Below are 20,416 nucleotides of genomic sequence, written 5' to 3'. Positions count from 1 at the left end.
ATTTTCGAATAATTCACACAATAGTATTTACGCCCATTTTATAATTATAGTCCCCATTCAAATCACTAGAAATTACTTATGAGAGGTGGAATTATGAACTATAGAATAGTTCATTGTGGTACATCCTTAGAGAACTATGAATTGTGTATCAATGAAAAGATTGTTGGTTTTACAAAACGAGTGGGACAAGATGGAGATATTATATTTCTTACTGTAAAAGTTAATGGACAAAGTGTATGCGGTGCCCGAGCAAAGTTATCTTCCATTACTTCCAGTAAGCCTTGGAAAGATCCAAATAAATATAAACAATGTTTTAAACTAACTAACTTAGAATACTGTGTTCCATTTGAACTGGGTTTTTTAAGTGATTTTTTTGGAGACTACTGGGGTTTAAAACTTATAGGTGGTAAAATTCTCAAAAATGAAAATGCTATAGCAGCATTTAATACGCAATTTGAACAAAATAAAGTTGAAAAGTTTCAATGTTTTTAAATTTTATATTAATACGGTTCTTCTTTTATTCCAATTTGTGTATTCTACAGTATATTTCCATTAGATATAGCCTGTGACATGTACGCCTACTACAGCATATGTGGATACAAAAAACAGCATGTTTTATGGCTAAATATCTACAATTGTGGAACTTGTTGTTGAGGGAATAAATGAAAGGAGAAACGTATGAATAAAAAAATTGTATTAACTAATAGGGATAAACAAATATTAATTGCTTTAGAGACATTTCGAATTATGGACCGTAATGCTATCGAACTATTATTCTTTTCAGGTATTCGTTCAAAAGTGTCATGCAATCGTGTGATGTTACGTCTTCGAGATAGAGGACTTGTGGAGTACGAACCCAGAGGTCCTTATGAATGTTATTTGTATCATCCAAAACCTCGTAAGCTTAAGTTTGGATCAAGAAAACAAGCTCACTATTTAGGAATATTACGAACATTTCTGGAACTATCGGAGTTTAGCGATATTTTGAATTTGTCCATCGATAAAATACAGGTAGAACCTAGGTTTAACGAAGTATCATTTCCTCAACCAGATGCATTATTACACTTAAAAAACCGTGATGTTTTCTTAGAGTATCAAAATACGCAATATCAGCTAAAGACGATACTCGGCAAGCTAAAACGTTATGAGTCGTTCTATAAAAAAGGAGTCTTAAGTGAGTTTCCGATTGTCTGGATCCTCACTGATTACCAGTACAAGATACCTAAGGTGGATGGCGTAGAGGTTATACAGACTAAGACTGTGGAAGATTTCGTGGTTTGGTTTACCCAGATTCATCTAATGCAGTTAAGATTTAATTAGCATAATCATTACAACAAAATAGAGGTGAATACAATCTTTGATAATAAAAAACTATGAAAGTTTCTTAATAAATCTGGGTTATTTGCCTTTGAGTAATTGGAAGTCTGGGAATGTTCAACATCAAATACAGAAGCTAAAGGGAGAACGAAAGCCCCCAGAAAGAGAAAGAATCCTAAATGAATTTAGCAGGGAATCAGGGGTCTATATGTACTCTTACAATGATAAGTGCTTATATGTTGGTGAGGCGAATGATATAGGATGTCGATTAGCTGGTCATTACGATGCTGCTTGGTTGCCACAAGAAGGTCGGCAGAAAAAATACCCTCAATACGATTTTTTTAAATTGTACCGATACGAATTAGAAGTTAAATGGATAGAGGTACAAAATGAATTCGATCGAGATGCAGTTGAAGCTATGTGTACAAGAATATTCAACCCCATTTATATTGAATTTAGAAGGAAGTACAGAGGAAATTAAAAAACTGGGCTAATCCCCAGTTTTTTTGTTACCGCGTCACTCTCGTTGTTCAAGCAATCTTTGGACTCGTTCGCTTCGCTCTGTTCAATCGAATTTTAGCCAATCTGATTGAAAGCCACGCAAAAAATTGCTTTCACAATAATTGTTCCTGTTTTGGTTACAGCTTTCTATTCTCCCGCATGTCCACGTTCACGTAGTGCTTCACAATGTCGATACGGCTGTGGCCGAGGTGCAGAGATACGAATAATCTTCTCAACTGTTCCTTCGAGAAATCCCGTTTTTTCACCTTTTTGATGATGCGGTACCGATTGATCCGATCCAGTTCATTCTTCAGTTTTTCTGTGAGCTGTTCGCGGTTCGTTCCTTGCATTTTGATGTAATTCCCGATCATCTTCTCGATTTGGTTCTTACTCAAGTTACGGGTTGTGTCGTATAGGTTTTGTGCGTAGTGCTTTCGGTTCGAGTGGGTCGTGAACCGTCTCTTTTCTCGGTTTACCCCCGCCTTTTTCGCTGCATCATTCGTGTAACGCTGGACCGTTTTCACTGCATCTTTAATTCCCATATCTTTTCCGTCCTCACTCTGCATCACAAATACGAGAGCTCCGTCTTTTTTGCCCCTGCATCGTTCTTCCAGGATCTTTCTCGCTTCTTCTGTCATCGGGACGGTTCTTGTGAAGTTGTTTTTATCGTTTCGGAACGTGATCGTACGGTTTTCGAAATCAATGTCCCTTACTTCCAGTTTGAAGACGGATTTGATACGGGCCCCACATTCGGTTTGCAGTTCATTGATCACGCGTGCGATCTTCCCGTTTTCGGTTTTTGTATTGATGTTGTCGTGAACGTTTTTTGTATCCTTTTTGGTCGGCTTCATTGCGGTAATCTCTTCTTTCGTCCGAACCACGCCGCGGTTTTTCAAGTAATCCAGCCGATCTTCCTTGTCCCCGATATTGATCTCTGTATCTTTCCCGCACACATTGGTGTTACCCACGAACGTTCGGAAGGCTTCCAGGGCATGAACCCTTTTTTGAATGGATGCAGCTGTGATCGTTCCCTGGTCGTGCCTCTCTGCCATCTTCTCGAAATAACGGTCCCACGTTCTTTGATCCATGTATTTCGGCAGCAATTTCTTCGCCGTTTTCCCGATTATTTTCTCGAGTTCCGTTACCATGGTGATCATCGTTTTCTCGTATGTATCGTAGGTCTCACTTCGCCAGTTTTCTTTCTTCACCGTTAACCGAGATTTTCTCGCCTCTCGGAATGCGGCCGCCACATTGTCTTTTGCAATTTCCAGGTTCGTCATTTTGCTTCGCATCTTCTTTTTCTTTCCCATACGCCTCACCTCCAGTTCAAAAAGGGAAAATTTTTCGCGATCTGCTAACTGACTGTATCGTCTCGCTCCGCATCGCCGACATTCAGTAAGCACTAGGGATTGGACGTTTTTTCTCCTCAAAGTCTTCTTCACGAGGACCTGCTGAAAAGCCGTAGTCTTTTAGCAGTTTCCCTCTAACTGTTTTGAAATTTTTAACACGATTGTCTCGGCGGTTAAACGCCTCACCAACTCGCGTTTTCAAATTTCAAAACGAGGGAAACTGCTCTTCGCACCCAGGGCACTTCCAGGTTTTGAAGCTCCTCGTCGTTGTGGCGGAATTCACCCGCCACAACTTCCTCGAACCTTGCAAATCCAGGAAAGCCCTGAGTGGCTTCCATTGCTCCATATCCCATCGTTGACTCGGCGACCGTATCTTACGGATGTCCTCGATATGTTTCCATATCTATTTCATCTGCGTTCGCCAAGTTACAGACGCAGCAACGCTACGCACATCAAGGCCCCTAGTACCTTAATGCCCCGCATGAATTTCTTCAAGCAAGCTGCCAGTTATTTTCCTCTCGGAAGCCGAAACTGGTGCATATCCATATGGACTTAGCAACGGCATAAATGGTTCTCATAAACGATGGCAATACGGAATACAATTGAAAGCGACACGGTTTTTTAAAATGCATGACGTAACACCTTCTCAAGAGAAGTTGTTCTTCCTGATTCACGATCAACCAGCACGCTAGCGTGACTCGTTAAATGGTGAACGCGGGAATGTCATATCAATCTGTAACCTTCATTGGCGGAAGGTTATTTTTCTTTGTCTTTTTGGTCAATGCCAGGTCATGTCTCATCCCTCTCCTTTCATCATTTTTTGGTCCTCTATTTCGTTCTCCAACATTCACTCTATCTCGCGGTCGATGATCTTGGGATAGTCACCGCCACTTCTAACAGCTGGGATGCCGTTAGCTTTTCGCTATTTTCAAATGAGTTTTTCTCTACGGTTCCTGTAACGTTGTTTGGCGTTTTTGGGAATCTGATCGTTTGCAGTTTCCCTGTTTTTATAGTGTTTTAGCTGAAGCCAAGCACGTTTACAGGTGAACCGCAGATTGTCTGATGCCTGGGATGGCTCAGAGCGTGTTGAACTGGGGTGTCCAACGGTGTTTATAATCTTTCTAATTATAAAAGAAAAATGGGTTAAATGCGTGAAATTACGGGGTTTTATAGTAGGATATTTGAAACGTGGAGGTGATGATTTTGGATGATTTGATGCGTGAATTAAAAACGTATTTCGAACGAACAAAAAAGATCCCCGATTTGGAGATCATCGAACTGCCAGCAGGTAAGAGTTATCGCCCGAATGACAAGGAAAACGCGGATCCTGATGGCTACATTTTTATTTCAGACATTCATGAATTTTTGAACTTAGAAAGCGAGTGGGTCCAACCGAAAACAGGTGTCGGCCACCCTGATCCCATCCATACCGATCGGATGATTACGGCAGTCGAATTCCCGTCCTGGGACGAAGAAATCATCTTCGGCCGCCATACACCTGAACAGGGTTATAAATTTTCGAAAATCACCGTTGATCGGAAACCCCTCGGCGTCGTATCCATCCTCCATCAGTACGGGAAGAAAGCTCGAAAAGCGAACGACTTCCGTTACTTTGATGAACGATTCAACCCGAATGAAAAAATCCGCCAGGATCTTTATCACTTTCTTTACCTGGAGGATGAGGGGAAATATGTCCGAGTCGCTCTTGAGAATCCGAAGAGTGTTGAACAGAAGCAGCTAAAAGCCGCCTTCGAAGCTCGGATTGATGAGGCAGAAGAGATGAAAAGAATTGCAGGTAAAATCATGTTCCGTTTCCGAAAGGAGTATCGCGAATTTTATCCTCGGACCGAACGATCGGAAGGTGTGGTTTATAGTTTCAATCCGAAAGTAGTGGTTGAAGCGTATGGGACGATGAAGGTTTCCGATGCCATTGATCGGTTGAAGAAATGGCAGGCGTTTCTTGATTCGGCAGAAGCTTATACCGACGCCCTGATGCTTCTTCGCCTTATCACCAAAAAGGAAAACGAGTTCATCTATCATCACATCCAAAAAACAAAGGCGGCTGTTGAGAAAGCGATCACCCATGCAGAGACTCTGAATGATGAGCTCCTTAACGAGAAGCAAGGACCAGTTCAGGAAGCTGTCGATCTGATGCGAATGCTCCTTCAACCCCGAAAAGAATCGTTCACCGAAGGGAAAGAGATAGCCAGGGATTACTTGCACTCAAAGTTGAAAAAAGAATACAACGAACGCCTGGCTTACTTTAACGGATACCTCAAAATCATGAACAATTCTTTCTATCCTTCTCTCGGTGAGTTCATCCGATCCATTGAAAAATACGATCAGCATGCTGATGAAAGAAGCGAAAGAAAGATTCAACAGGATATCTTGATCTTTCTGGATGAAATGAAACGCCAAAGAGCGATCGAGAGACGTATTAAACAAGGTAATCCCCGTACATAACCTCTTTCGCTGCAACTGAGAGCTCGTCACAAGCACCAAAATGTTATGTCCTCACCCCCGTCCCATTTTGGGACGGGGATTTAACTATCTAAATTGAAAAGCACCATTTCTGTTATTCTCCCAAAAATCCTCCACAATGACTGTCCGAACCCCCCAAACCCTCCCCGCAAACAAGCTTAAATCAATAGCCGCCTGGATATACCCAGTCCACAAAAAAACACCTGTATCCCATGCAGGGCAAAATTGCTTATTTGTATTCACAGTTTGTCAAAAAAACTGTGACAGTTATTGTAGAAAAACTTAAATGACACCCCACTTATTTATGGGGTGTCATTTAAGATATTGTTTAAGGTACATGTTAAAAGTTAGAAATAAGGAGAGGGTGAGGGCATACAACGTAATCTATAAGCATTTTCGTATGCCTCTAGAAGAACAGCATATAAATGTGAATCATCTAATACAACTTTATGTAAGTTATCGTCAATTAATTGTTTTTCATTTTTCGAAAACTTTAATCCTAAATCCTCAGAAGGTAAAATATTTTGAGAAACAATAAATGAGAAAGTTTTTAATTCATTATATTTCTCATCTGATATGCCTGCATTTTTATCATACTCTCTCTTAAGTACATTAATAAACTCAATTGGTAGCATCGATTTATTACCTAACACTTTATTAAAAATATCTTTAATAATAACATCCCAACCTACATCTCTTATATTCATATCTAATTACCTCCATAATTTAGTCATTAGTTATATCGGTATAAGTCTCTTTGAATTCAACTGGACCAAAATAAAAAACCTGCAATATATGCAGGTTAGAAATGCTCAATGATAGATAACCCATAATGATTTTTATCTTGAAATTCTTTCATACCGATAACTGATTGATGTTGTTTTTTGCTTCCATCTAGACCCTGATTTTGCGTTTGCAGTGATTACACTCGCTGCATCTGATGCGTTATCGAAAGGGAAGTCCTCTTTAAAAATAAAAACAGATCCTTTTTTTTCTAAAATTTTATCATGAATTAGTTTTCGTCTAACTCTCCATGGTTTCTTTCGGTCTTTGAAGCTTGGAACTTCCTCAAATGCAGCAGTGGATCCTTTTAAAACAACGAATTTTCCATCTATTCTTTGATAACCTTGAGCATAAAAATGCTTGCCATTAATGTAATATAAGTCATCCACTTCATGACGATAGAAAAGATTGACCTTCATATATTTCAGGTAGGTAATTATGACATCACAAGCTCTATAAAGAGTTCTCAATTGTTCTTCACTAAGATTTTTGATGCAACCGTTGTTAATATTATTAAGTTTCCAAGCACCACCAGTTTCAATTCCGTTAATTAACCAATATTCTAATACGAAAAGTTGGTTATCACAAAAAACATTTTCGGATGTGGAAACAAATACAATCGCTTTGTCCCAAAATTCTTTCTTATTAATATGAGTATTTAATCGATCTAGCAGATTTCCTTTTCCTACATACGCAGTTTTCTCACTCTCGTTGAATAACACGTAGATGCCATATTTATGCTTAATGTATTTCCTGATAGGTTTTATTGAGTATTGACGTGAAAACTCGTATGAGTAGATATCCACCAATTCAATCTTATAACGTAATACATGTTCTTCAACAAAGAACTGAATGACATCACAATTGTCAATTGAATTTGCGTTAAGTATTCCGTTTTTTTCTCTAATTACCTGTCTAAGTGTCACGTCTTTCACCTCTCGGTAATTATTATGCGTCATCGTCTAATATTTAATAAGGTAAATCATGCTAATTAATGCGAACATAAGTATTTATCAAGAGGTTATACAAAATATGGTAACTAGTGTAATATATAATTATCACATATTTTTGGAGGTTAGACATGCCTGAATATGAATACGATGATTTAATAAGTGAGCACGGAAACAAATTTTTATACAACTGCATCATAAAGTCAATACAGGGTCCAATATTTAATATTTGTGTGGTTTATAACTGTGATGATGGGAAAATTCTTAATGTTAGTATTGGAAGTCACTGTGGAGCAAAGGAATCTGTTGAGCTTTTTGATAATGATAATTTAGAAGTAGTGCTCATTAAGGAGTACGCACTTAAAAGATTTAGATCTTGGTTTAAAATTAATAAGGTAAAAATGATTATTAAGTAAAAGTGGGGTGTTATAAATAAATAGATGTACGTATTGTGGAAAGTGTTATGGAGAGAGCTTAGAAAAGCCACCTTATTACTGTGGTTATTGTACTCTAATATATAAACGGAATGGCATAAATGTTGGTACACGAGTGAGATTGAAAAACGCAGAGAAAACCTATGCTCCTAAGAAAGTGAATGGGTTATGGGTTACAATTGTTGAAATAGATGGTTACAATAATCCGATTTACTGGTGTCCTAGTCAAAATATAAAAAGGAAATTATTATTAAATCAAGTTGATAAGAAAATAATTCCGTAGTTATTAAAAACGAGCTAGGTAATACTAGCTCGTTTTTTGTTGGAAAAGATTATTTTTCACGTTCCAACAAAAATTTCACAAATCTTCTTACCGTTGTTATCTCATTCTTTTCTAATGAAGCTATGTCAAAAAGTAAGTCTCTATTTTCAAAAATGACTTTATGCATTTTCTTAATATCTTTCCGATCCATATATTTAAATGATTCGGTTAAATCTGTTATTAAGACTGATTGTGTATAAAGGTCTTCTTTATGTGTCTCATCACATAATAGTTTTTCTAAATTTATCTCTAGTATATCTGCGATTTTCTCAAGGTAGCCTTTATTTGGGTACTTTATTAAACCTCTTTCAACCTGAGAAATAAATGAAGGGCTTGCTTTAATCATTGTCGAAAGTTCTCTGGTTGAATATCCCCTTTTTAACCTTTCATTTTTTATTAACTGACCAATTGACAATTTACTCACCTCTAAGAAAGTTTTTTTAAAATTTTTCTGTTTACCTCTTACATTCTTAATGAACTTGTTGTATAACATGACCATATAAAAATAACGCACAACACACAATACATATAACACAAAATCGTGTTTTAAGACAAGTAATTCTCTTCATAGATATAGAATGTACGGGGGAGATGTAAATTGAAAAAGAAAGCGAAGTTTATATTCGTTTACAGAAGACCTGAAAATCAAAACCAATCTCCAGATGAAATCATTAAAGAACTTGTTGACTCCACAGTAAAAAAAGCTATTGCTAAGTAAGATGATACTCATTAGAATATTAGTAACAACAAAGCCCTAGACATAATGACTAGGGCTTTGTCAATGTTAAAGGAGATGCTTATGAAAAACGACATTACCGCAAGTTATGTTCGTGTATCAACATTAAAAGCAACACAAAAAGATTCGCCAGAACATCAAAGAATGGTATGTGAAGAAAAAGCTATTAAAGAGAACCTTAATATTATATACACATATGAAGATCGATCATCTGGTACAAATATTTTAGGACGTTCAGAAATTCAACGAATGATTAAAGATGCAGAAAATAAAAAGTTTAATACATTGATTTTTGCTTCTATTTCTCGTTTTTCCCGTGATCAACTTGATGCATTGAACTTAAAGCGTAAACTCGTCGATGCACTTGGTATCAGACTGATATCAATAGAAGAAAATTATGACTCAAAAATCGACCAAGGGGAAATGAAATTCACTTTATTTTCTATGATGGCCCAACAACAAGCAGAACAAATTTCCTTATCAACTCGAAGAGGCAAACGACAATCAGCAAAACGAGGAAACTTTACTGGTTCTTTTGCTCCATATGGATACACAAAAAAGAAAACGGATTCTAGCAAAACATTAGTTATAAATGAAAAGGCAGAGATTGTACAAAGAATATTTCATTTATATGTTCACCAAAATATGGGTGAAAAGAGTATTGTAAAATGCCTAAACAATGAAGGAATTCCCTCACCTAAAGATGGACTTTGGGGTATCAGCTCTATAAACAGAATACTTACCAATGAAGCGTATACAGGAAGAAACGTTTATAACAAATTTGCAGTTGTTAAGGTTTATGATGATTTAAGTAATATGACCAATAGAAAAAAAGTACAAAAACTTAATTCTAAAGAGTTATGGAATCGTAACGAAGAGAAGAATTGGGATCCAATAATTGATGATCAGTTATTTGAAGCTGCACAAGAAATTCGAAGGAGACGTAGTGGAGGAAAAAGAGGAGGTCCAAGACAAAAAGTCAATGTTTTTGGCGGATTTATTTTTTGTGGTAGTTGTAATTCGAGTATGGTCACAATGAAGAGCAAAAATGGAAAAAATCTGAAAGATGGTAAGGAATACCGTTATTTAATTTGTTCTAAGCGGAGAAGGCTAGGGGAAAAGGGTTGTGATAATAACAATTATATTCCTTACTATGATTTTAGAGATTCTGTAATTGAAGAGGTTGCACAAAAATTAAAATCCAGAATTGACATTGATAAAGAATTGGAGAAGACTAAAATACAACAAGGTGAAGCAAATCACATCCTTAATAATAAGGAAAAAACTCGTATAGAAAGTTCATTGGAAGAGAATAGGATGTTCCTGTTTGAGTTGAGAAAGCAAAGGATGAAAAATGAACTTGATGAAAAACAATATCAGTTTGAAAAAAAACATTATGAAAGAGAAATCTCTAACCTAAATAAAAAGATGGAAAGTATTGAAGATAAACTTTCTAGAAGAGAAGACCATGAGCAGTACAAGCAAAATATTAGAGATGCACTTGTAGAGTTACAAACTTTATCATATGAGAGCTTTGATGATCTTCACTTAACGTTAAAACGGCTGATAGAAAAGTTAGTCATAATGCCTGATCAAAGTGTGGAAATTTACACTTTCTTGGATTAGTTTGTTGTGTTTCAAAATACATCATGAATACGATGCAGAAGTTAGGTGTCAAGGGGCGCTCCCAGGCTGTCGTCGAGCTACTGCGGCTTGGCGAGTTGGAAATTTAGAGGTTTGCGGCTTTCATAAAGGTGAAAGCCGCTCTTTTTTTGTTGTTGTAAGGTTTTAGCATAAAAGTTGACGTTACCGGTTGGATTCGGTATGATGTTGACGTTTCATAAGGTTGTTTTGTTTGAAAGGAATGGCATGACATGGTTGCCCATTATACAATACTTAAAGTACTCAATAATAATGTGGTCATCGCGCAGAGTCCAGATGAACAAGAAGCTGTGTTGATTGGAAAAGGAATCGGTTTTTCCAAAAAAGCGGGCGATCAGCTGGAATCCTCTGATGCGGACAAGCTCTATGTGATGAAGGATGAGGAGAAACAACATCAGTATAAGCAGCTCGTCGCACAAGTTGATGAATCCATCATTCTAGTCATGAACGACATCATCCAATACAGCGAGCAAAAATTGGGTGTCAAGTTCGATGAACACATCCATATCGCATTGACGGATCACATAGCCTTTGCCATAAAAAGAGTTCAGCAAGGGCTGGACATCGTCAATCCGTTCCTGAAAGAGACGCAATTGATGTATCCGAAGGAATATTCGGCTGCGGAAGAGGTTGTCAAAATGATCGAAGCGCACCTGGATGTGCACTTACCTGATGGCGAAATAGGTTTCATCGCCCTTCACCTACACAGTGCAGCAACCAACCGTTCTCTTTCCGAGATCAACAGGTACTCCCAATTGATGAATACGCTGATTCAAATGATCGAGCAACAATTAGAGATTTCGATTGATAAAAGCAGCATCAATTACATGCGGTTGATCCAACATCTCCGTCGGGGCATCAACAGAATCGAATCAGGAGAACAAGTCGGGAATCAAGATCGATTAGCAAAAGTCTTGAAAGAAGAATACCCGGTGTGCTACAATACTGCTTGGAAACTAATGAAAGTATTGCAACGTCAGTTAGGTAAGACGGTTTCAGATGCTGAAGCAGTTTATCTAACAATGCATTTGCAAAGGCTTTCATCTCAATAAAAAAGAATACACGAACTTTACGTGTTACTGATTCGATCAGGCATGAGTGAAGAAGGTTGAAATACAGAAAATGGGGGAACCTATTTTTTAGCTGTGTTTCGTTCTTTACTCATGCCTTTTTTATTTTTCTTAACACCTGCTAGCACAATGATGTAAACGTATTCTTTTTTATTGTGAAACTATAAAAACTGTCAATGGAGGTAAAGAGAATGCAAAAAGCGTTTGGTACGTTACAAAAAGTCGGTAAAGCATTGATGCTTCCGGTTGCGATCTTACCAGCAGCAGGACTGCTCCTTGCGTTTGGTAATGCATTGCAAAACCCAACGTTACTTAAAATGGCGCCATTCTTAGAGAATGACGTGATGGTACTGATTGCTTCAGTCATGGAATCGGCTGGTGGAATCATATTCGGAAACTTGGCTTTACTCTTCGCTGTTGGGGTGGCCATCGGATTAGCCGGTGGTGATGGAGTAGCAGGTCTTGCTGCAACTGTAGGATTCTTGATCATGAATGTCACGATGAGCGTGATTGAAGGTCTGGAAATTGCAGATGTGACGGGGGAAAATGTCGATCCGGCTTTTGCACTTGTCCTAGGGATCCCCACATTACAGACTGGGGTATTCGGCGGTATCATACTCGGTATCGTAGCCGCTTATATGTACAACAAATTTTACAATATTGAATTGCCTTCTTACTTAGGATTTTTCGCTGGGAAACGTTTTGTTCCGATCGCAACTGCAGCAAGTGCAGTCATACTCGGAATCATCATGACATTCATTTGGCCACCAGTGCAGGATGGCTTGAACGCGTTCTCACAAAACATGGTTCATGCGAACTTGACCCTTTCCGCTTTCGTATTCGGTGTGATTGAGCGTGCGTTGATTCCATTCGGACTGCACCACATTTTCTACGCACCGTTCTGGTTTGAATTTGGCTCTTACACGAATGAAGCTGGGGAGCTCGTACGTGGTGACCAACGTATTTTCTTCGAACAAATTAAAGATGGTGTTGAAAACTTGACTGCAGGAACATTCATGACAGGTAAATTCCCATTCATGATGTTCGGATTACCAGCTGCAGCACTTGCGATCTATCATGAAGCACGACCAGAACGTAAGAAAGTCGTAGCAGGGATCATGGCTTCTGCAGCATTGACTTCTTTCTTGACTGGTATTACTGAACCAATTGAATTCTCATTCCTATTCGTAGCACCCGTATTGTTCGGTATCCATACGATCTTTGCTGGTTTGTCATTCATGACGATGCACTTGTTAGATGTCAAAATCGGTATGACATTCTCAGGTGGTTTGATTGACTTCATCCTGTTCGGTGTCATCAACCCGCAAACCAACTGGTGGCTAGTCATTCCGGTAGGATTGGTCTTTGCGGTCATCTACTACTTCGGATTCCGATTTGCGATTCGTAAGTTCAACTTGATGACGCCTGGACGCGAAGATGTTGAAGAAGACGATGAAGATGGCTCACCAGTTGGTGAAGCTGATGATCTTCCATATAACATCCTTGAAGGACTTGGTGGACAAGAGAACATCTCTCACTTGGATGCTTGTATCACGCGTCTACGTGTTTCCGTCAACGATGTGAAGCAAGTCGATAAGAACCGATTGAAAAAATTAGGTGCATCTGGAGTATTGGAAGTAGGGAACAATATTCAAGCAATCTTTGGTCCTCGATCCGACTCCATCAAATCGCAAATGCAAGACATCATGAAGGGTAAACGCCCGCGTAAAGTGGAAACGAACCCTGAAGAAGAAGTTCAAGAGCAGATTGAAGACGTAAGTCCAGAAGCACTTGCAACAGATATCGATGCGAAAAAAGCTTCGATTGTAGCTCCGATCAAAGGGGAGCTCCTTCCGATCACTGAAGTACCAGATGAAGTGTTCTCTGGAAAAATGATGGGTGACGGATTCGCGATCAAGCCATCAGATGGCAAAGTCGTTTCGCCAGCTGATGCGAAGGTCATGAACGTATTCCCAACCAAGCACGCGATTGGATTGGAAACGACCGATGGAAGAGAAATCCTGATCCATTTCGGTATTGATACGGTCAACCTCAAGGGAGAAGGATTCGAAGTAATGGTTGAGCAAGGTGATGAAGTGAAGCAAGGTCAAGAGCTGATGAAAGCAGATATTGACTACATTGCTGAACATGCAAAATCAACAATTACACCGATCGTGTTTACAAATCTTCAAGATGGAGAAAAAGTAACAATAGAGAAGTCTGGATCTGTAGACCACGGTGAAGAAGACATCATCTCAATTGAAAAATAGAAAGGAAGATGCATTATGGCAGCAGAAAAAACATTCACAGTAACAAGTGAGTCAGGAATTCACGCAAGACCAGCAACTACATTGGTCAATAAAGCAGGGCAGTTCAGTTCAGAAATCGAATTGGTCCATAAAGAAAAAGCAGTAAACTTGAAGTCGATCATGGGTGTCATGTCCCTGGGTATTCAGCAAGGTTCTGAAATCACAATCAAGGCAGACGGAAATGATGAAGAAGACGCATTGTCTGCACTCAGCAATCTTTTGAAGGAAGAAGGACTGGCTGAGTAATGAGTCAACGCATTACAGGTATCGGCGCATCAGCTGGGATTGCGATCGCAAAAGCATTCAGACTTGAAAATCCAGCTCTTGACGTCGAGAAAAAAGTGGTTGAAAATCCAGCTCAAGAGGTCGAACGGTTTCAAGAGTCGATTGAAAAATCGAAGAATGAACTTGAAGCGATCAAAGACCATGCTGAAAAAGAACTTGGAGAAGATAAGGCAGCAATCTTTGCTGCCCATCTTCTTGTCTTGCAAGACCCAGAACTGATCGATAATGTGAAAAAGAAAATCAACGAAAAGAACGTCAACGCAGAATTCGCTCTTGATGAAGTCACAGGTATGTTCATCTCCATGTTTGAAAATATGGACAACGAATATATGAAGGAAAGAGCAGCAGACATCCGTGATGTTCGAAAGCGTATTTTAGCTCATCTTATGGGAGTTGAATTCAATACGCCAAGTATGATTACGGACGAAGTGATCATCATTTCCGATGACTTGACGCCTTCTGATACAGCACAATTGAACCGCCAATTCGTCAAAGGATTTGCAACAGATATCGGAGGACGTACTTCCCACTCCGCAATCATGGCGCGCTCCATGGAAATTCCGTCTGTTGTCGGAACCAAAACGATCACCGACTCTGTCGAGAATGGAACGATCGTCATCATTGATGGTATTGATGGTGAGGTCATCATCGATCCTACCGAAGAAGAGCGATCCACTTATGAAGAGAAACGGAACCAATTTCTCGAGCAGAAAAAGGAATGGGCGAAGCTCGTCAACGAGCGTACGGTCACTTCTGATGATGTACACGTGGAGTTGGCAGCCAATATCGGGACACCGAAGGATCTTCCTGGTGTGTTGAATAACGGTGCAGAAGGAATCGGTCTATACCGCACAGAGTTCCTTTACATGAACCGTGACCAATTGCCGACAGAAGAAGAGCAATTCGAAGCTTATAAAGAGGTCCTTTCACAAATGGAAGGGAAGCCAGTTGTCATCCGAACACTGGATGTAGGAGGAGATAAAGAGCTTCCTTACTTGAACCTTCCGAAGGAACTGAACCCATTCCTCGGTTACCGAGCGATTCGGTTGTGCCTTGATCAGCAAGATATTTTCCGTACTCAATTGCGCGCGCTGCTTAGAGCAAGTACGTTAGGAAACTTGAAAGTCATGTTCCCGATGATTGCTACATTGGACGAATTCCGCCAAGCAAAAGCAATTTTGATGGAAGAGAAAGAAAAGCTTCAATCGGAAAATGTGGAAGTTTCTGATGCGATTGAGATTGGTATGATGGTCGAAATTCCTTCTACTGCAGTCATGGCTGACATTTTTGCCAAAGAAGTGGATTTCTTCAGTATCGGAACGAACGATCTCATCCAATACACGATGGCTGCTGACCGGATGAATGAGCAGGTTTCCTACCTTTATCAACCATACAACCCGGCGATTTTACGTCTTGTTAAAAGTGTCATTGAAGCGGCACACAAGGAAGGCAAATGGGCTGGTATGTGTGGTGAAATGGCTGGAGACGAAATCGCGATTCCGATTTTACTCGGACTTGGACTGGATGAATTCAGCATGAGTGCGACATCCATCCTGCCAGCACGTTCACAGCTTCTAAAGTTGAGCAAAGAGACGATCGCTTCTCATATTGAAGCCATCCTTGAAATGGATTCTGATCAAAAAGTAAAAGAATACGTACAAGAGCATTTTTTGAAATAAAGAAAGCCGCCTGACTCTAAAGTAGGAGTCAGGCGTTTTTTTGTACCGTCATATTGTGATTTTGGAGATTAGGCGAATCGTAAAGCCTTGAATCTATCCCCCAAATGGAGGTTTCCCTGAAATGGAGGACAGAAAGTGACTGATTCTATCCCTCAAATAGAGGTTTCCCTGAAATGAAGGATAGAAAGCGGCTGAATCTATCCCTCAAATGGAGATATTACTAAAATGAAGGACTGAAAGCCTTTGATTCTCCACGATAGTTGCAAGGACAAAATAATAAAAGTTGAAAAATACGACTAAACCAATCAAAATAGATGTAACAGTATGTTCAGGAGGTTACGTCTTTGGATTTAAAACAAGAAAAAATCAATGAAATGGAAAAAGCATTAAGAATGATTTCAGCACATATTAAACAAAAAGGGAGAGAAATCCTCAACGATTTCTCAATTACCCCACCACAATTCGTTGCATTACAATGGTTGTTTGAACAAAATGAAATGACAATCGGTGATTTATCCAATAAAATGTACCTCGCCTACAGTACAACGACGGATCTGATCGACCGTATGGAAAAGAACGGTCTCGTACAAAGGATTCGGGACCCGAAAGACCGTCGCGTCGTCCGCATACAGAAACTCGATAAAGGGTACGAAATAATAGAAGAGGTCATCAAGCGAAGACAGAATTATTTAAAAGAGTTGACCGAACAGTTTTCGGATCAAGAGATCGAAAACCTCCATCAAAGTCTGCATCTGCTGTATGACAAGATGGATATGTATCATCCGAACTAGACATACATAGAAATTGAGGGGTTTACTTGAAAAGACCGATTGGAATTATTGATTCTGGCGTAGGTGGTATGACGGTCGCTCGAGAAGTGATGCGGCAGCTGCCCAAAGAGAAAATCTATTATTTAGGTGATACGATCCGCTGTCCATACGGACCGCGTCCATTAGAAGAAGTGCGGACTTTTACATGGAATATGATTGATTATTTATTGGAGAAGGATATCAAGCTGTTGATCATTGCTTGCAATACAGCGACTGCAGCTGTATTGGAAGAAGCCCAACAATCCTTAGAGATTCCCGTGGTCGGTGTCATCCATCCTGGCGCACGAGCTGCTATCAAAGTTACGATGAACCGGGAAATCGGGGTCATTGGCACAGAGGGAACCATCCATAGTAAAGCCTATGTGCAAGCGTTGCATAACATAGATAGTAAGGTGAACGTCCATAGTTTGGCGTGTCCTGAATTCGTACCATTAGTCGAAAGCGGGATGCTTCATGAAGAAAATACGAAACGAGTCGTTTATGAACGGCTTGCACCGCTTATGAAACTGCCGATCGATACCCTCATATTAGGCTGTACACATTATCCGATCTTGATGCCAGTGATTAAAGACGTCATGGGTGTCGACGTAACGATCATATCATCTGGTGCGGAAACCGCTCGGGAGGTAAGTACGATTTTGTATTATAACGATTTGCTGAATACAGATGATCAAATGCCTGAACACCGGTTTTTTACGACTGGATCTAGTGAGATTTTCAATAGACTTTCGAGAGAGTGGTTTGACCAAAGCGTCAAGTACATTGAACATATCGAATTGTAGTAGAGCATTCCCTTTGTGGGATGCTCTTTTTTTTTACATTCCATTTTCTAAAATAATACAAGTTGGTCTAATCGGGCGAATAGCTCGTATATATAGTAGTACAAACCACTGTGGGAGGGAAAGGAATGAGAAAAAAGCAGAGAAGAATCGTATTCATCTCTCTTTTAACAGGCCTATTAATCGGAACTTCAGGATGTGGACTGTTAACGGAAAAAACAAATAATGAAATCGATCCACCTCAAGAAGTGAATTACCTTGAAGATGGGGAGTCACTTGATGAGAATGGGGAAGACAAGGATGCAATGGCTCATGGAAAAGATGCACCAGCAGGAGCGACAGACGCTCAACAATTGCAAGTATACTTAATTGATGAAAATGGGCTGGTTGTCCCTCAGACGATGAACTTGCCATTATCACAAGAACCGGCAAAAGAGGTTGTCGAGCATCTCGTCAAAGATGGTAAAGTATCGAACATGATCCCGAATGGCATGAGAGCCGTTTTACCAGCGGGAACTGAAGTGTTGGATGTGAACATTGATCAAGGCATTGCAGTCGTCGATTTTTCAGAGGAGTTCAAAGAGTATGCTCCAGAAGATGAGCAGAAGATCCTCCAATCCTTAACGTACACGCTTACTCAATTTGATAATGTATCAGCAGTAAAAATTCGTATCAATGGTATCGACCAAAAAGTGATGCCGGTCAACCAAACACCGATCGGGGATAGCGTCAGTCGGTCAGACGGAATCAACATTGAGACAAATGGCGTTGTCGATGTCACAGGTAGTCAGACAGTCACGGTCTATTTCATCGGTCAGAATGGTAAGGAGTATTATTATGTGCCTGTCACAAGAGTCGTTTCTGGAAAAGACAATCTAGTGAAAACAACCGTTGACGAGTTGTTGAACGGGCCAGCGCTTCAATCCGGCCTACTCACAGACTTCCGAAACACGGTTGAACTAGTCAGTGCTCCAGTCGAAGAGGATGGAGTCGTGACGTTGAATTTCAATGAAGCGATCTTGAGTGAACAGAGTAACACAGCGATCTCGGATGCGGTCTTGAATTCTCTCGTCTTGTCACTCACTGAGATTGCAGGTGTCGATAAAGTCTTAGTGAAAGTGGATGGAAAAAGTGAAGTAATGAACGAGGAAGGCAAGAAACTGACAGAACCTGTCTCAAGACCTGTTAATGTGAATAAAGTAGAATTTTAAAATATAAATATGTTACCATAAGTAAGAACTGAGGCGGTTATTATAGCCGCCTTTTTCCTATGTAAAGGATGAAGTTCTCGAAAATTTTAGTTGAAGTTGGTCATACTAACCGATAGTGTTCGAAACATAGAGGAGGAAGCGATATGCGTACGGATGGACGATCAAACGATCAATTGAGAAACATACATATAGAAACCGAATACGTCAAACACCCAGAAGGATCGGTCTTAATTTCAGTAGGGGATACGAAGGTGATTTGTAACGCGAGTATCGAGGAACGCGTACCGCCATTCATGAGAAATCAAGGAAAGGGCTGGATTGCAGCCGAATACTCCATGCTACCAAGAGCGACAGAGCAGCGGAACATCAGAGAATCCAGTAAAGGCAAGGTTTCAGGACGGACAATGGAAATCCAACGATTGATTGGACGTGCACTGCGATCAGTGGTTGACTTGGATGCAGTGGGAGAACGTACTTGTTGGATCGATTGTGACGTCATCCAGGCAGACGGTGGTACACGAACAGCAAGTATTACAGGAGCATTTGTTGCGATGGCGATTGCTTTTAATGGTCTCGTTGAGCAAGGTGTAATCAAGAAAATGCCGATCAAAGAATTCATCGCCGCAACTTCTGTAGGTGTAGCATCTGAATTGGGCGAAATTCTGGACCTTTGTTATGAAGAGGATTCCAAGGCACTTGTGGACATGAACGTCATCATGACGGGAGCGAAGGAATTCGTTGAATTACAGGGTACGGGGGAAGAAGCGACTTTCTCTTATAAGCAGCTTCAAACATTACTTGAACTAGCAGACAAAGGAATTACAGAACTAATTGATATCCAGAAAGAAGCACTTGGTGACATTCAGCATTCGATTGGTGATCCGCAATCATGAAGGAAATCATTATAGCTTCCCATAATGAAGGAAAAGTAAAAGAGTTTCGCTCGATGTTCGAGGAGTTCAACGTGTCCGTCGTTTCATTACGTGACCTTGATTTTCACGATGAGATCGAAGAAACCGGTACAACGTTTGAAGAAAACGCGACGATCAAAGCTGAAGCCATCGCTGAACGTTTCAATCAGCCTGTGATCGCTGATGATTCTGGTCTGGTCATTGATGCTTTAGATGGAAGACCAGGAGTATACTCCGCGCGATATGCGGGAGAAGAGAAAGACGATCAAGCAAATATGGATAAAGTGCTTTATGAATTGAAGTCAGTTCATGAGTCTGAACGTACAGCGCGCTTTGTTTCAGTTTTAGCGATCGCCCAACCAGGGAAAGAGACAAGTATCGTGAAAGGCACTTGTGAAGGTGTCATTACTGAAGAGAAAATAGGGGAGCATGGTTTCGGATATGATCCGATCTTTTATGTCCCTTCTTTAAATAAGACGATGGCTCAGCTCGAACCTGGAGAAAAGAACAAAATCAGTCACCGATCCAATGCTTTGAAAAAGCTACGTAATCAGTGGGATGATATCTTCTAATTTATATTGATTATAATTTAACGTTGGTATTTTTATTAAGGCTCTCTTCTAAAAGATTGTTGCTTTTAATAATCACCTAGTGCAAGTTGATTGGAGAGCAAGGTGCGAGACTCCTGCGGGATCAGCGGGACAGGTGAGACCAATCAATGTCGTAAAGCGACGAGTGGGCTCACCGCACGCCCCGCGGAAAGCGAGCATCCTGGATCGGAAATCAACGACTTTCAAGGTAACAAAG

20 protein-coding genes and 1 pseudogene are annotated in these 20,416 nt (G+C 40.0%); 16 read left to right on the top strand and 5 right to left on the bottom strand.

From position 1 onward, the window contains the following. Window positions 1-93: 93 nt before the first annotated feature. The 3 genes from ACSVDE_RS11000 (at window position 94) to ACSVDE_RS10990 (ending at window position 1,798) form a co-directional block, all read left to right on the top strand. Window positions 94-492 (top strand): hypothetical protein, encoded by a 399-nt coding sequence (locus ACSVDE_RS11000; RefSeq protein WP_439300935.1) that lies wholly within the window; start codon window positions 94-96, stop codon window positions 490-492. Between the two features lie 186 nt (window positions 493-678). Next, complete coding sequence (locus ACSVDE_RS10995) at window positions 679-1,320, top strand: hypothetical protein (RefSeq protein WP_439300934.1); 642 nt, start codon at window positions 679-681, stop codon at window positions 1,318-1,320. A 37-nt stretch (window positions 1,321-1,357) separates the two neighbouring features. Beyond that, a complete protein-coding gene (locus tag ACSVDE_RS10990) occupies window positions 1,358-1,798 on the top strand; it encodes a hypothetical protein (protein WP_439300933.1) in 441 nt (146 codons plus the stop codon). Window positions 1,799-1,955: 157 nt separating this feature from the next. Here the strand turns inward: ACSVDE_RS10990 and ACSVDE_RS10985 are convergent, their stop codons facing one another. After that, window positions 1,956-3,128, bottom strand: coding sequence for a tyrosine-type recombinase/integrase (locus ACSVDE_RS10985; protein ID WP_439300932.1), 1,173 nt, complete (start codon window positions 3,126-3,128; stop codon window positions 1,956-1,958). 221 nt (window positions 3,129-3,349) lie between these two features. Beyond that, complete coding sequence (locus tag ACSVDE_RS10980) at window positions 3,350-3,505, bottom strand: hypothetical protein (protein ID WP_439300931.1); 156 nt, start codon at window positions 3,503-3,505, stop codon at window positions 3,350-3,352. 865 nt (window positions 3,506-4,370) lie between these two features. Here ACSVDE_RS10980 and ACSVDE_RS10975 point away from each other — a divergent pair. After that, window positions 4,371-5,630, top strand: a complete 1,260-nt coding sequence (locus ACSVDE_RS10975) for a hypothetical protein (RefSeq protein WP_439300930.1) — start codon at window positions 4,371-4,373, stop codon at window positions 5,628-5,630. Window positions 5,631-5,995: 365 nt separating this feature from the next. Here ACSVDE_RS10975 and ACSVDE_RS10970 read toward each other — a convergent pair whose 3' ends face one another. Together ACSVDE_RS10970 and ACSVDE_RS10965 are read right to left on the bottom strand one after the other, a co-directional pair. Beyond that, on the bottom strand, window positions 5,996-6,355 hold the full coding sequence (locus ACSVDE_RS10970) for a hypothetical protein (RefSeq protein WP_439300929.1): 360 nt from the start codon (window positions 6,353-6,355) through the stop codon (window positions 5,996-5,998). Window positions 6,356-6,487: 132 nt separating this feature from the next. Then, window positions 6,488-7,357 (bottom strand): hypothetical protein, encoded by an 870-nt coding sequence (locus ACSVDE_RS10965; RefSeq protein ID WP_439300928.1) that lies wholly within the window; start codon window positions 7,355-7,357, stop codon window positions 6,488-6,490. 155 nt (window positions 7,358-7,512) lie between these two features. Here ACSVDE_RS10965 and ACSVDE_RS10960 point away from each other — a divergent pair, with 155 nt between their 5' ends. Then, complete coding sequence (locus ACSVDE_RS10960) at window positions 7,513-7,797, top strand: hypothetical protein (protein WP_439300927.1); 285 nt, start codon at window positions 7,513-7,515, stop codon at window positions 7,795-7,797. Between the two features lie 350 nt (window positions 7,798-8,147). Here ACSVDE_RS10960 and ACSVDE_RS10955 read toward each other — a convergent pair whose 3' ends face one another. Further along, window positions 8,148-8,552: a helix-turn-helix domain-containing protein gene (locus tag ACSVDE_RS10955; RefSeq protein WP_439300926.1), complete on the bottom strand. Its 405-nt coding sequence runs from the start codon at window positions 8,550-8,552 to the stop codon at window positions 8,148-8,150. Between the two features lie 384 nt (window positions 8,553-8,936). Here ACSVDE_RS10955 and ACSVDE_RS10950 point away from each other — a divergent pair, with 384 nt between their 5' ends. The 11 genes and pseudogenes from ACSVDE_RS10950 to ACSVDE_RS10900 all read left to right on the top strand — a co-directional run bounded on the left by ACSVDE_RS10950 (window position 8,937) and on the right by ACSVDE_RS10900 (window position 20,181). Then, entirely contained in the window at window positions 8,937-10,499 is a 1,563-nt protein-coding gene (locus tag ACSVDE_RS10950) for a recombinase family protein (protein WP_439300925.1), read from the top strand. Window positions 10,500-10,519: 20 nt separating this feature from the next. Beyond that, a pseudogene (locus tag ACSVDE_RS10945) lies at window positions 10,520-10,606 on the top strand (helix-turn-helix transcriptional regulator); the annotation flags it as partial. A gap of 141 nt (window positions 10,607-10,747) precedes the next feature. Next, entirely contained in the window at window positions 10,748-11,587 is an 840-nt protein-coding gene (gene glcT, locus ACSVDE_RS10940; protein ID WP_439300924.1) for a glucose PTS transporter transcription antiterminator GlcT, read from the top strand. A gap of 209 nt (window positions 11,588-11,796) precedes the next feature. Beyond that, a complete protein-coding gene (gene ptsG, locus ACSVDE_RS10935) occupies window positions 11,797-13,875 on the top strand; it encodes a glucose-specific PTS transporter subunit IIBC (RefSeq protein WP_439300923.1) in 2,079 nt (692 codons plus the stop codon). A gap of 15 nt (window positions 13,876-13,890) precedes the next feature. Beyond that, window positions 13,891-14,160 (top strand): phosphocarrier protein HPr, encoded by a 270-nt coding sequence (locus ACSVDE_RS10930; RefSeq protein ID WP_439300922.1) that lies wholly within the window; start codon window positions 13,891-13,893, stop codon window positions 14,158-14,160. Then, window positions 14,160-15,878, top strand: coding sequence for a phosphoenolpyruvate--protein phosphotransferase (gene ptsP, locus ACSVDE_RS10925; protein WP_439300921.1), 1,719 nt, complete (start codon window positions 14,160-14,162; stop codon window positions 15,876-15,878). The genes ACSVDE_RS10930 and ptsP overlap by 1 nt, the downstream gene beginning before the upstream one ends. Before the next feature lie 374 nt (window positions 15,879-16,252). After that, entirely contained in the window at window positions 16,253-16,669 is a 417-nt protein-coding gene (locus ACSVDE_RS10920) for a MarR family winged helix-turn-helix transcriptional regulator (protein ID WP_439301980.1), read from the top strand. Window positions 16,670-16,695: 26 nt separating this feature from the next. Next, complete coding sequence (gene racE, locus ACSVDE_RS10915) at window positions 16,696-17,490, top strand: glutamate racemase (RefSeq protein ID WP_439300920.1); 795 nt, start codon at window positions 16,696-16,698, stop codon at window positions 17,488-17,490. 125 nt (window positions 17,491-17,615) lie between these two features. Next, window positions 17,616-18,698 carry a GerMN domain-containing protein gene (locus ACSVDE_RS10910; RefSeq protein WP_439300919.1) on the top strand — a complete coding sequence of 361 codons (1,083 nt, stop codon included), beginning with the start codon at window positions 17,616-17,618 and terminating at the stop codon, window positions 18,696-18,698. A gap of 143 nt (window positions 18,699-18,841) precedes the next feature. Continuing rightward, window positions 18,842-19,591 (top strand): ribonuclease PH, encoded by a 750-nt coding sequence (gene rph, locus ACSVDE_RS10905; protein WP_439300918.1) that lies wholly within the window; start codon window positions 18,842-18,844, stop codon window positions 19,589-19,591. Continuing rightward, the gene (locus tag ACSVDE_RS10900) at window positions 19,588-20,181 is read left to right on the top strand and encodes an XTP/dITP diphosphatase (RefSeq protein WP_439300917.1); all 594 of its coding nucleotides are present in this window, start codon (window positions 19,588-19,590) and stop codon (window positions 20,179-20,181) included. The genes rph and ACSVDE_RS10900 overlap by 4 nt, the downstream gene beginning before the upstream one ends. The last annotated feature ends 235 nt before the right edge of the window (window positions 20,182-20,416 follow it).

Origin of the sequence: Pseudalkalibacillus sp. Hm43 (assembly GCF_051842935.1) — a bacterium.
Lineage (GTDB): Bacteria > Bacillota > Bacilli > Bacillales > Fictibacillaceae > Pseudalkalibacillus.
Note: the sequence above shows the minus strand (reverse complement) of the source record. Positions and strands in the feature narration are given on the sequence as shown.

Excerpts from the sequence above, each read along its gene's own strand:
- ACSVDE_RS10980 (WP_439300931.1), bottom strand. The coding sequence starts at position 3,505 with ATGGAAGCCACTCAGGGCTTTCCTGGATTTGCAAGGTTCGAGGAAGTT.
- rph (WP_439300918.1), top strand. The coding sequence starts at position 18,842 with ATGCGTACGGATGGACGATCAAACGATCAATTGAGAAACATACATATA.
- ACSVDE_RS10910 (WP_439300919.1), top strand. The coding sequence starts at position 17,616 with ATGAGAAAAAAGCAGAGAAGAATCGTATTCATCTCTCTTTTAACAGGC.
- ptsG (WP_439300923.1), top strand. The coding sequence starts at position 11,797 with ATGCAAAAAGCGTTTGGTACGTTACAAAAAGTCGGTAAAGCATTGATG.
- ACSVDE_RS10920 (WP_439301980.1), top strand. The coding sequence starts at position 16,253 with ATGGAAAAAGCATTAAGAATGATTTCAGCACATATTAAACAAAAAGGG.
- ACSVDE_RS11000 (WP_439300935.1), top strand. The coding sequence starts at position 94 with ATGAACTATAGAATAGTTCATTGTGGTACATCCTTAGAGAACTATGAA.
- glcT (WP_439300924.1), top strand. The coding sequence starts at position 10,748 with ATGGTTGCCCATTATACAATACTTAAAGTACTCAATAATAATGTGGTC.
- ACSVDE_RS10995 (WP_439300934.1), top strand. The coding sequence starts at position 679 with ATGAATAAAAAAATTGTATTAACTAATAGGGATAAACAAATATTAATT.
- ACSVDE_RS10960 (WP_439300927.1), top strand. The coding sequence starts at position 7,513 with ATGCCTGAATATGAATACGATGATTTAATAAGTGAGCACGGAAACAAA.
- ACSVDE_RS10970 (WP_439300929.1), bottom strand. The coding sequence starts at position 6,355 with ATGAATATAAGAGATGTAGGTTGGGATGTTATTATTAAAGATATTTTT.
- ACSVDE_RS10950 (WP_439300925.1), top strand. The coding sequence starts at position 8,937 with ATGAAAAACGACATTACCGCAAGTTATGTTCGTGTATCAACATTAAAA.
- ACSVDE_RS10930 (WP_439300922.1), top strand. The coding sequence starts at position 13,891 with ATGGCAGCAGAAAAAACATTCACAGTAACAAGTGAGTCAGGAATTCAC.
- ptsP (WP_439300921.1), top strand. The coding sequence starts at position 14,160 with ATGAGTCAACGCATTACAGGTATCGGCGCATCAGCTGGGATTGCGATC.
- ACSVDE_RS10985 (WP_439300932.1), bottom strand. The coding sequence starts at position 3,128 with ATGGGAAAGAAAAAGAAGATGCGAAGCAAAATGACGAACCTGGAAATT.
- ACSVDE_RS10900 (WP_439300917.1), top strand. The coding sequence starts at position 19,588 with ATGAAGGAAATCATTATAGCTTCCCATAATGAAGGAAAAGTAAAAGAG.